This window comes from Candidatus Schekmanbacteria bacterium (assembly GCA_003695725.1).
Lineage (GTDB): Bacteria > Schekmanbacteria > GWA2-38-11 > GWA2-38-11 > J061 > J061.
Map to the genome: position 1 here is coordinate 1 of RFHX01000024.1, position 10,339 is coordinate 10,339.

8 protein-coding genes and 1 tRNA gene are annotated in these 10,339 nt (G+C 40.2%); 2 read left to right on the top strand and 7 right to left on the bottom strand.

Features of this window, described 5'->3' with window-relative positions:
• Together D6734_00995 and D6734_01000 are read left to right on the top strand one after the other, a co-directional pair.
• Window positions 1-315 (top strand): hypothetical protein (locus D6734_00995; GenBank protein RMF97975.1); only part of this gene is annotated, 315 nt, incomplete at its 5' end.
• A 36-nt stretch (window positions 316-351) separates the two neighbouring features.
• The gene (locus D6734_01000) at window positions 352-609 is read left to right on the top strand and encodes a hypothetical protein (GenBank protein ID RMF97976.1); all 258 of its coding nucleotides are present in this window, start codon (window positions 352-354) and stop codon (window positions 607-609) included.
• A gap of 50 nt (window positions 610-659) precedes the next feature.
• Here D6734_01000 and D6734_01005 read toward each other — a convergent pair whose 3' ends face one another.
• The 7 genes from D6734_01005 to D6734_01035 all read right to left on the bottom strand — a co-directional run bounded on the left by D6734_01005 (window position 660) and on the right by D6734_01035 (window position 10,313).
• Window positions 660-1,286 (bottom strand): hypothetical protein, encoded by a 627-nt coding sequence (locus tag D6734_01005; GenBank protein RMF97977.1) that lies wholly within the window; start codon window positions 1,284-1,286, stop codon window positions 660-662.
• A gap of 245 nt (window positions 1,287-1,531) precedes the next feature.
• A complete protein-coding gene (locus D6734_01010; GenBank protein RMF97978.1) occupies window positions 1,532-1,732 on the bottom strand; it encodes a hypothetical protein in 201 nt (66 codons plus the stop codon).
• Window positions 1,716-2,357 carry a hypothetical protein gene (locus tag D6734_01015; protein ID RMF97979.1) on the bottom strand — a complete coding sequence of 214 codons (642 nt, stop codon included), beginning with the start codon at window positions 2,355-2,357 and terminating at the stop codon, window positions 1,716-1,718. Before D6734_01015 ends, D6734_01010 begins: the two co-directional genes overlap by 17 nt.
• Before the next feature lie 78 nt (window positions 2,358-2,435).
• Window positions 2,436-2,981 carry a hypothetical protein gene (locus D6734_01020; GenBank protein RMF97980.1) on the bottom strand — a complete coding sequence of 182 codons (546 nt, stop codon included), beginning with the start codon at window positions 2,979-2,981 and terminating at the stop codon, window positions 2,436-2,438.
• A gap of 12 nt (window positions 2,982-2,993) precedes the next feature.
• The gene (locus tag D6734_01025; protein ID RMF97982.1) at window positions 2,994-5,984 is read right to left on the bottom strand and encodes a class I SAM-dependent DNA methyltransferase; all 2,991 of its coding nucleotides are present in this window, start codon (window positions 5,982-5,984) and stop codon (window positions 2,994-2,996) included.
• Window positions 5,985-6,601: 617 nt separating this feature from the next.
• On the bottom strand, window positions 6,602-9,958 hold the full coding sequence (locus tag D6734_01030) for a helicase (protein ID RMF97981.1): 3,357 nt from the start codon (window positions 9,956-9,958) through the stop codon (window positions 6,602-6,604).
• A gap of 280 nt (window positions 9,959-10,238) precedes the next feature.
• A tRNA-Pro gene (locus D6734_01035) sits at window positions 10,239-10,313 on the bottom strand.
• Between the last annotated feature and the right edge of the window lie 26 nt (window positions 10,314-10,339).

The window sequence follows — 10,339 nt, forward strand, 5'->3', positions numbered from 1 at the left end:
CGCACAGCAACTGTGCGGGGTGTTGGTTCACATCGCCGAGATTACCTTCATGATGAGCCCGTCCCAGGAGATAGGGGTAAAATAGGGCCACGGCGTTCCTTTGATGAAGACCGTGGCTTTCTTTTCGAGTGCACCTTTTGGCGCGGCAACAACTTGCCACTTGCCCTCGCCGAGGTGGCGGGCTTCCAGGCAGATGCACACCCTGCCGAGCGGCAGGGGAGCGTTGTCGTCGTGCTGCTGCTTCCTGTCGAAGAAGATGCCGATGAGCGACATTGCGTGCCCTCCTTGGAGATGAAAAAACTTGCTCAGTTTTAACAAATAGTTGCCACTTTGTCAATGGCAACTGGGAGATTGGCAGGAGCAAGAGAAATGGCAAGGATAAGGACAAAAAGGAAAAAGAATGAGAGAGAAGGAAAAGAAGAAGCAAGAGAAAGAGGAAGAGAAGGTGTAAGGAAAAGGCAAGCGAGGGGAAAAAGGAAAGAGGGGATGGGAAGACGGGAGATTTGGGATGCAAACTTCCCGCAGGTTATTTTTTCAACGAGGCAATGCGGGAAAATTCCTTACGCTCGGTATGCGGCGATACCTGGCAAGGAGCTGCAGGAATTTTGATCGTTGGGGAAGGTAGGGGATGAAGTAAACTGTTGACTATTGTTTTTGCGCTAGCAGTGTTTCTTGAGCTCCAATACTTCAATTGGGGCATCTGGCCAATCGTCCTCCCAGCAGACAATAATATCGCATTCGCTCGGATCATGGCGATGTGCTTTGAATGACGAAGCTTTGTATTCGAATTCGATCCAAACATCTTCCCATCCTCTACCTTTTCTCCTTCTTGCTTTTGCATCAGGAAAAGCTGGTTGGATTGCTTCGACGATAAAGCCAAGCTTTGATGCTAGTTTAGCGAAAAGATATATTACGCCATTTTCATTGAGGGGCGCATATGTAAGACCATCTACCTTAATTGGATCCCCTACGATGGACCGTTGTATTTCTGATCTTGCCTTATGCCACTCAAGCGCTTTTAGGTTCTCTTCTTTTTGTATTGTATCCTTAAGAACAGCTAGATTCCACTCACGAAGCCCCCATAAGTTTTTTCCGAGCTGTACGAAAGGAGATTTGCTTCCGTTCTTCTTAGTGTCTGTGTACAAGTGCGAAGAAAGAGTATACCATGGGGTTTCTCCCCTTGTATGAAGAATGCCACGTTGCAGTGCGAGCTCAACAATTTCTTTTGGTTTCATCGGGCGTTTCTCTTTTCTAAGGATTTCCAGAGCAGCTTCTTTAAAAGTCATATTCTTATTCTAGCTTTAGAGGGGAGTTGATTGCAACTATGAGAATGATAGGGTTGTTTGTGTATCAGTAGCTCTGTCAGCATCATAATTGTTAAAATTTTGATGTGTTTAGTAAGTTGTATCATTTCAATTTTCCTTGTGGATAATTTTCATTAAATGGTTCAATTGCTATTTGAAACCTCTTTGGCGTTCGTCTTGTTAATTCACCTGAAGCAAGCGAGACAACTTTTGTCTTGGCGCAATTACTAGACGAAGCTCAATCCTTTTTCCAGCGGATCACTGGATAATTGCCGCCCTGCGGGCGGCAATCCTACTAGACAGCATGCCGCGCTTCGCGCGGCAGAGCAGACGGGCAAAAATTCATTTCCCCCAGACTCCCTTCCTTTTTGCCCGCCTGCTTGGGCTTCGCCCTGAAATTTTTTTGCGGGGCTAATTTCTAAATCCAAGCACCCTCACCCATTGATCATACGGTTGGCACGAATCTTGTAATTCTTGAGGGATAAGCCCTCCTTTTAACCTTCCTGCAAATCTATACAGCTGGTAACTAACTTCCCCGTCCCGCTTGAACTCCAGAAGGATAAATGCCACTGTGACATTTTCAGCAATCAGGTTGTGAATATGAAACTGTACTGTTTCGTTTGGAGCAAGAACTTGAGGCAACACCAATCGCTCTTTCTCTTTGCGTTCTTTAACTTCTAAAATTTTCCTTTTTGCTTCCTCTGGTCCAGCTTTCAATGATCGCAAAATAGAAATAGTAAGCTCGCTTGCTTGTTTTGCGCCTTTCTCAAAAGACCCGTCATCTAAGACATATTTATTAAGCTCGACTTCATAATCGCTTTGAGAGTTGTTTTTAATAATTCCGTTGCCTGTACGGTCAACGATTTCTAACGACAATCCAATCTTTCGCTGGCGCCTTAGCTGAATTGCATTCCAAATGAAACCGGTAACTGCTACAATTGCGGTCGCAACGGGCGCGGCAGTAACAAGTAGGTTCCAAATGGCCCTAATTAAATCAAGGCGATTTATAATTTGTTGCCCTATCTCGCTATTCATATTTTCCAAGAGTTTCAATTCCTTACATCGTTTTCAACCATTTAATTTCCTTTTCAGCGAGATCGTAAGGTTTCATAGGTGAACTAATCGCTCTATTTATTGAGAAGAATATCCATAATAAATTTTAACTCCATTTGCATCAGTGAATATTCTTTCCTGAACAGACTTTTTCTTATCTAGCACGATTAAATAGCAAGGACATCCTCCGTCAATCTCGTATCTAATTTCCTTAAGCTTATCGATGTCTTTTTGTATTTTTGAAATGAATTTGTTATCCGATTCTCCATTTACTCTACGGAGCTTAACTTCTACAATTGCTTTGGGTTTGCTAAAACTGTACCCCTTACTTGGAATTTTGAACATTCCGTCTTTTGTTTTCAAAGAAGAAACGTCAATAATCACGATATCCGAACGGTATTTTAGTTTCCCAGAATTGCCATACCATCGTATCTCAGTATGTACGGAGATTGATTTTGATCCATCATGCGTATTTTGTAGCTTACTAAATTTGCTGTACCTCAATAATTTCGCCACTAAAAAACTACGGACATCTTCTTCAGTTAGATATTTGCTTGGGTATTGTTCAAAGTCTTGAACAATATTTTGAATTTCTTTTGTGATAATGCTTTGAATATTTGTCATAATTTATAAACTTCATTTATTTTCTCCTTCCACTATTGCAATTTCCTCTGGCGTGAGGCTGTAGAGCTTATAAACAAGCTGATCGATTTGGTGTTCGTACTCACTTGTATCGGCGTTTTTGTTTTGCTTTTTGGCGGCGATGATTTTGTCAACGAGGGATTCTATTTGCTGAACTATAGTTTTGTTTGTAAAAGTGATGGAAGGGAGAGGGAGTTTTTCTACAGACTCTTTGGTTAATGACATACCTCTTTGCCCAAGATTTGAGCTTAAGTTTCTTATGTACCACTGTGATAGCTTGGAATTTAAAAATCCGTTTAAGATTTTTGGTTGGTTTGAAATAATCATGAAACAGGTTTTTTGCAAATATATTCCTGGTGAGACAATAACTGTATTCAAAGATTGGTCAGTTTCTGCCCATACCACCTTCTCCTTCTCAAACTCGGAGTAGTAGGCGCAGTGACGAAGTTCCCACCAATAATCTCCTTGGTCGTCTCTCTTTTTAGCTTCATTTTCAAATAATCTCAAATAATTCATTAAAGAAGGGAAACTGCTGTAAATAAACTTTTCTGGATCTTTACCATTTCTATTTCCATCTGTCCAACCAGCAGGAATAATAATCACCCACAGCCCTGCCCATTCGTAGTAATAGCGCTTAATATCTCTGCCGCGCAAAATTGGTTTGATAATCGCCTCAGTGCGGCGGCGTTCTTCTTCGTCTTTGCAGTTGGCAAGAATTTCATCACGCTTTTGAGTGGTAATAATAAATGCTTCGTTTAAACCTGTCTTAATGCCATAAAAAATCTTAACATACCATTCTTTTAGTGGTTTTCCGATGCGTTCTATCTTTTCTTTTAATTTTCTTTCTGCTTCAGAGCCAATAAACCACGCTTGAGAAGAAAGATTTTTAATAATATGGCAGTTTTTCACTGCCTCGCTAAGAGGAATACTTTTGTTGTTATATGTAACAGCGCAAAGGTTATGTTGATTTTCTGCTTTTTGTAAAATTAAGATGTTGGTGTCAACAGTGGCAGACTCAAATACATTAGGGCCCAAATCAATGAGAATAAGCGGGTTATATTTCGTAAAAAACCGGCGAAGTTTATCGCCATAGCCGGCGCGCATCCATTTATTGGAAGAAATGTAAGTTAAAATGCCGTTGGGACGCAAAAGTTTTATGCCGAGTTCGTAAAAAAGGCAGTAAATATCACCTCGCCTATCAAATGTTTCATAGCCGGCGTCTTTGTATAGGTCGGCGTAGTGCTGTTTGTCATTTACCGCCTTTTGCAGTTGGATATAAGGAGGGTTAGCGATCACAATATCAAAACCACCTTTTTCGGCAAATACTTCGGCAAAGTAAAGTTTCCAAGGGAAGAACGGTTTTGCTTTATTTTTACTGGTAACTTCCCGGAGTTGTTCCTCGATTCTTTCTAAATCAAAGCCAGTTGTTTGAGCTAGTTTTTGTTTTTCTTTTTTGATAGCTTCTTCTCTGGTTTTCCTGTTAGGAAAAACAGCGCATTTTCTTTCAATTTCTTCCATTCTACGGAAATAATCGGATTTTTGCTTTTTTATTTTTGTTTCAAAAATCCTTATCATTAAATCCTCAACTTCTTTCTTTAACCTTGCTTTATTGTCCTTATCGGATTCATTTTGATAATCAATTTTCTTCTGCTCAAACTCTTTGATTAAACGGTCTTCTTTTTCAACAAGTAGCATTCTTCTTCCTGCTTGTTCTCGCTTTGCTTGTCCGTTGTCAAAATCAATTCCCAGGAACTCGGAAATCAAACTATTGCCCTGCATAATTTTGAAATCAAGATTAGGCAAAGGTTCAATTCCCCAATTGTTTTTATTCTTATCAATTTTTTCATCCACCAAAAGCGAGATGAAGAAACGGAGCTTGGCAATCTCTACGGCAATTTGCTGGATGTCCACACCATAGATGCATTTTTGAATTAAATAGAGTTTGCGGCCGTAGTCGGCATTTTTGCCTTGGAAAAGTTCTTCAATCTGCTCTTTGGTGTTGCGCCGTACCTGCGGGTCGGGAATGGCTTCGGCCGCCTTGAGCTGAGCTTCTTTCCAAAGCTCGTTTTGCGGGTCAATTTTGCCCAAGATAAAAACCATTTTGTTGAGTGCACCCATTGGGAAAGCGCCTGAGCCAACAGCCGGATCCACTATGCGGACATTTTCAATCAGCTCCACTAACTTTTTTGATTCTGATTTGCTGAATGGGTTCTCATCGCTTCCGGTTGAAAAAAGTGTTTCAAGTTTTTTATCCAAATCTTTAATTTCAGGCAGGTGCGTCTTGAAGTACTCTTTGAGCGAGTCTATAACCATATAATCCACTATCTCGCGCGGAGTGTAATAACTTCCTGTGGCTTTGCGAGCAGTGGTAGATGTTTCCGGATTAAAGCTTGCCAAAAGATTTTCAAAAACTCTGCCTAAAAGTTTAGGGTCAAGGGCAATATCAGCATCGTCAGGCGAGTTTTCATCAATGGTAAAGTTGTAGGAAGAAAGGATATTTAAAAGCCCTTGAACTTTGTAGCGCTTGTTTTTTGTTCCGTATACTTTGTTTAAATCAAAATCTCTTTCACTGTTGAAAAATAGAAAATTGGGTACATAGGGTTGATGTTTCTTTGTTTCAGTAAATCCATCAATATAAATTCTGTTATATTTATCATCCAGACATTCAAAAAGTCCTCCATTCAAAAAAGGAATATCGCCAAAATACTCTTTTATTTTGTTTGGATATTTAAATAGGTCGTGATAACGGAACACATATTGATTACCAAAATCGGGATTGTATCCTTTATAAAACCTGCGTTCATCCCTGAATTTTCGTTCTTCTTTTCTGGTGCTTAAAGTAGCAAAGAACAGATTTTGCAGAATCGCTTTGTAATAGGACGAATTTTCAGGATTGGTGTCTTTGAGAATGCTTTTGATTTTGCCTTCTTCAAACAGCTCTTTTGGCACCAAACCGCGCTCGCGCATAAACCAAATAAAAATCATCCGTGTGATAAGCCGGATGACGGCAATATTCCTACCGTTCTCTTCCTCCTTCTCATCTTTTGGGAAGCGGCAGTTTTCAACCGCCCAGAAATACCAGTTGGCGATTTTTTCATAAAACTCTTTGGTGACTTTTTCAACGGAAAATGCTTCTTTTATTTTAGCAAGCGAGGAAAAATCGCCGACGCCAATTCGTTGAAGGAAAGTTTTGTTGGTAAGTTCTGGGCTTACAAAATAGGTAAAGCGGCGGAAACTGCTCCAATTGCGGCGGCGGCCCAAGTAATTGGCATAAATTAAGCTAAAGCGAAAGTTTCTTTTATTGTCGTAAAAAATAAAAATGCCGGCGTCAGCTTGAGATTCTCTAAGAATCTTTTTGCCAAGTTCATATTGAGCTTTCTTGCCGGAGCGCTCAGAAAGAGGTTGCTTTACCTGAAATGAACAAATAATAAGACGCCCATCGTCAAAAGTAATTTCGCCAAGCTTTTTACCGTCCCCAAAATCATTATTATCGTACGGCAGAGTTTCGCTTTGAGGACGGAATTTGTCGCATTTAGTGCGAAAAAAGTGTGTAAACTTTTCTACCTGAAAATTGCCTATGATGTCTTGCAAAATTTGTCGGCTCATAGTTTTCGGTTCTCAATAGCTACGATGATTTCCTTGGCTAGTTCTTTTTGTCTTGCCTTTTCCCGTTCCAGGTAATCCTCGCCGAGCTCGTCTTTAAGCGCTTCTATTTCTTTCAGGGATTTTTTGAGCTTTTCTTTGCTGCTTGACTCAAGATTGGCAATCCGACGCAAAGTGTAGTCGGGAAGCGTTCCATAGTCGGTAATATCCTCCAACAATGTCCTAAGGAAATCTTTTACCTTAATTATCTCTTCTTCGTGCCTGTGATAAATAAATGCTCTTAGGTTATTTATTGCCTGTTGCTCTAAGCTCTGCTCACTAGGCGGTCCAATACGATAATCCCGGAAATTTTTGATTTGTTCATAAACGCCCCAGAACTGCCCACTTAATTCAAGGGGCTTCTCCTGAGGCTTGCAGGATATTTTTTCAAATACCTCTTCAAAAGTAGGTTGGTAGAAATTGTACCTATTATTTTCAGCATACTTTGCTCCTTGAATGTAAAGCCGTCCTTTTTTCAAAAAAACCAGGAGCTCATTTTCTTTAGCTTTTTTGGCTACTTTGACGCGAGGAGGAAACTTATCCACCTGAGATATTAAGTCCGGATGGCTTTTCTTAATTTTCTCAAACTCTTTTAATGCTTTAGTATAAAAACTTACTTCTTCTAGTTTGTCGGGGTTTTGCTGAATTCGGTTATAGAGTTTTGCTGGAGTCGGTTCTTCATCGGGATCAAAAATCTTTGCGTCTTCACCCAAAGTATTGTGAATCAGGAACATCTTGTTGCTGGCGATTTCCCGCGATTGTACTAATTCAGCTCCGAGTTCGGTCGGGAAGAAATTTATAATATAAAGCTCGTCGAAAATCTTTTTACTGATTCTGTTTATACGGCCGACACGCTGGATAACCCGCACTGGGTTCCAAGGGATATCGTAATTGATAACCATTCCAGCACGGTTCAGGTTAAAGCCCTCGGAAATTTTGTCTGTAGAAAGCAGAATAGAGTGTTGATTCTCTTGTTCTGGAAAAGAGGCGTCAAAATTCTTGTTGAGTGCTGATAGTTTCTGTGCGGTTAGGTCTCCGGCAATAGTCAGTAATTTGTTGCCAAAAACCTTTTTCAGTCGTGGCTCAAGATATTTTACGGTATCAAGATATTCTGAAAAGATAACAATCTTGCGACTCGGATCTTTCTTGAGCTGAAATTTGAGGTTTTGAATTAAGCACTTCGTTTTAGGGTCATTTTTCACCAAATCAAAATCGTGAAGGGATTTTAAAATTTCTTTGAATAGGTTTAAATCGGATTGGATATCGGCCAAAAACTTTTCTCTGTATTCAAAATCGGAGAGCTTGTAAATTTTATGATTCTTCGGATATTGGCCGGCGTTAATCTTTTCAGTGTAATCTTTCAAGTATTGCTCGATTTCTTCTGGATCTTTGTCGTATATTCTCTCAAGCAAGCTGCGATCTAAAATATAGCGTCCCGTCTTTTCAATAAATTTCAGGACCGATTCGGTAATGTGCTTAAAGTTTTTTAAGCTCTGCTCAAAAGAGCCGAATGAGCTTTCGAACCGCTTCACGAGCAAGCGGCGCATAAAATCGTACAAGTTGCGCTGTTGGATAAACTCAAAGTTCTCCTTTTCATTCAGTTTCTCGCCAGCGATTTTTTCTCTTGAAGTTTCGTACTCAAACGGTCTGTAAATTGCTCCCTTAAATTTTCCACCCTCATCCGGATCACCAAAATAGGTATTAATTACTTGATCATAAAGCTCCGACTGTTCTTTTGTCAGCTCAAAAAACCATTCTTTAGGATCGGCGACTTTTGAAAGATTTTGTACTTCTTTCTTGTAATAAGGGCTCTCCTCTAAATCTAAACGGTTACGGCGTATGGTTACTGGCTCTATAACGTCACGGATTTGCTTTGCAAGATACCTGGAGCGCTGCTTAACTTTTTTCAAAGCAGCAGGAGCGTTAAACTTTTCTCCAAAGAAAGCTTCATAGGAATCGTACGCCTTCTTGCGCTTCTGCTCGTTTGTAGAGTTCCAATGTTTTTTGATATATCCAAGTTTGTCAAATGCGCCCTTGAAAGATTTAAATCTAGCAACCAAACTGTTCTCTAATGTGATAGGCGATTTTTTGGGGATAATAAATAGTTTCAGCAAGGACAGGATATCTCCCGGCCGATTATTAAATGGTGTTGCTGTGAGAAGAATAACTTGCTTGCCGCGACAAATATTTTTCAGATACTCATAATTTTTTGTGTCTTGATTTCTAAACCTGTGTGCCTCGTCAACAATAACAACCTCGATATCTTTCGCTGTGGATTTCTGCAATTTCTCTAAGTCGCCCAAAGACCAAACTTCCCAATCGTGAAGCCCAAATTGTTCTTTGTACATATTCCAACCGGAGTTCTTTTTTCTTGGATCGCCCCTAAGGCCTGGTGGGCAGATTATTACTCCGCGTTTTCTTAATTCTTTAGCCACAGAGCAAGCAATAATGGTCTTACCTAAACCGACGACATCTGCCAGAATAACTCCGTTATTCTTTTCGATGATTGCTAACGCTTGACGGATTGCGTCCAGTTGGTATTTATAAAGAGTGTAGCCGTTTTTCTCTAGTGTCTTTATGAGTGATTGGCCGATTTCTTTTTTCTTGAATGAATCAAGATAAATTTTCAAAGTTAGAACAAACGCTTCAAATGGAATGATTTTCTTTACCAAAGTTTCTTTCTCGACAATCTCAATCAATCTTTTCTTCCGCGCATCATTCTCGGTAATTTTAACTGCCTCATCCCAGAGGGAATCGAAATATTTTTCGGCATTTTCAAAGCCATAGTCACTAATCTCAACATTGAATTCCTCTTGCGTTGTAAGACCAGAACTTGTGAGATTACTGCTTCCGGTTATGAAAAGCGTGTTGCGGACCTGCCCGCTTTGTAATTTAAAGATGTATAATTTTGCGTGATTTGGCTTGAATGTCTTTCGGATGATAAGTCGACCATCTTTGATGAGCTTAAGGAAAAATTTAACCTGCTCATAAAATTCTTGAGTATCAGATTTCTCTGTATTTATGGACTTTTTTAATGAACTGAAAAATCGCTGACTGATTTCTTCGTTAGATAAATTGCCGCTCTGATCATCGCTATCGGCGTATTCAATCAGTTGGTAATTGTGCCTATCAACATTAAGTCCTACTAATACTTTCAAAACAACTTTTGGATTTTGTTTGAGTTCAGAATAGAGCTCCCTTATCCCGGAGAAGTGAAAGAAGCCAACGAGAAACTTAAGTTCTTCACTCTTATTGATGAGCTCGACAAGCCGCTTCTTTAGATTTTCCGCGTCGCTGTTTGTAATAAAATTTTTCATGCTTCTAGCCTGATTAGGTCATCAGAAGGGGTACCAACTTTGCTTTTAGCATTTTGTTACATCTATTGCTGCTATATTCAGAGTATATGCTTTTGTTTATATCTTTTCAAAAGCTCGTACGCAGAGGGGAAATTGGTTCGGTTTGGAGGAGGATTTTTGCCAACTGCCGGTCTGAAGCTGCCATGGGACAGCTTCAAAATTCCAGAGATGAGTATCGAGATCTACAAGTATACGACGTAGAGGCAGTTATTTTCTGCCAAAAGCTTTCAAAAGTTGCATCTGGTCGGGCCAGCGGGAGTCGAACCCGCCATCACACCCACCCCAAGGGTGTATGTTGCCGCTACACCATGGCCCGGCACTTCCAGCTTACCGAAAATACCC